This is a genomic window from Peptoniphilus sp. oral taxon 836 str. F0141 (genome assembly GCF_000179335.1).
In the GTDB taxonomy this organism is placed as follows: Bacteria; Bacillota; Clostridia; order Tissierellales; family Peptoniphilaceae; genus Peptoniphilus_A; species Peptoniphilus_A lacrimalis.
In genome coordinates this window covers 1-673 of sequence record NZ_AEAA01000057.1, presented here as the reverse complement: position 1 = coordinate 673, position 673 = coordinate 1, and the positions used below count along the sequence as shown (strand labels likewise).

Sequence of the window (673 nt, the reverse complement as noted above, 5' to 3'; positions counted from 1 at the left end):
AAACTCTGATGTTAGCAGGTTTTGCTGTAGGTTTGGATAGGGATTATAATATCGAAACCACAATAAAACTTGCAATGGCATCTTCAATTTGCGAAAATTATATGAAGTTTTCACAAGTACAAATGAGTGAAATTAAAAAAATAATGAATGAAGTAAAAGTGGAAGAAATGTAGGGGGAAAAATGAAAAATTTTAAATTAAATAGGGATGATTGCTTATTTTTATTTGTAGATTTACAGGGGAAAATATTAAAGGCAATTCATAACAACGAAAATGTACTAAAAAATTCAGTTATTTTAGCAAAAGTTAGTGAAATTTTAAATATGCCAACAATTTTAACAGCTCAATATCCAAAAGGTCTAGGCTCTAATGAAGAAGTTTTAAGAAAACATTTAAAAGACTCTAAAGAATATGGAAAATTATCATTCGATTGTTATGGCGACAAAGAAATAAAAGAAGCCATAGATTCAGTAGGAAAAAAGCAAATTATAGTTTGTGGAATAGAAAGCCATATTTGTGTTTATCAAACAGTGAGGTCTTTACTTGGTGGTGGATATCAAGTATTTTTACCCATGGATGCTCTAGGTTCAAGAAAAGAAGAAAATCATTTAAATGCTTTAAAAAATTTAGATCAAATGGGAGCAGTAGTTACAAATACAGAAACAATCTTATTT

General features: G+C 28.5%; 1 protein-coding gene. It reads left to right on the top strand.

Features of this window, described 5'->3' with window-relative positions; translation table 11 throughout:
* Positions 1–181: 181 nt before the first annotated feature.
* On the top strand, positions 182–673 hold a 492-nt coding region (locus HMPREF9131_RS02440; RefSeq protein WP_009345173.1), incomplete at its 3' end, for an isochorismatase family protein.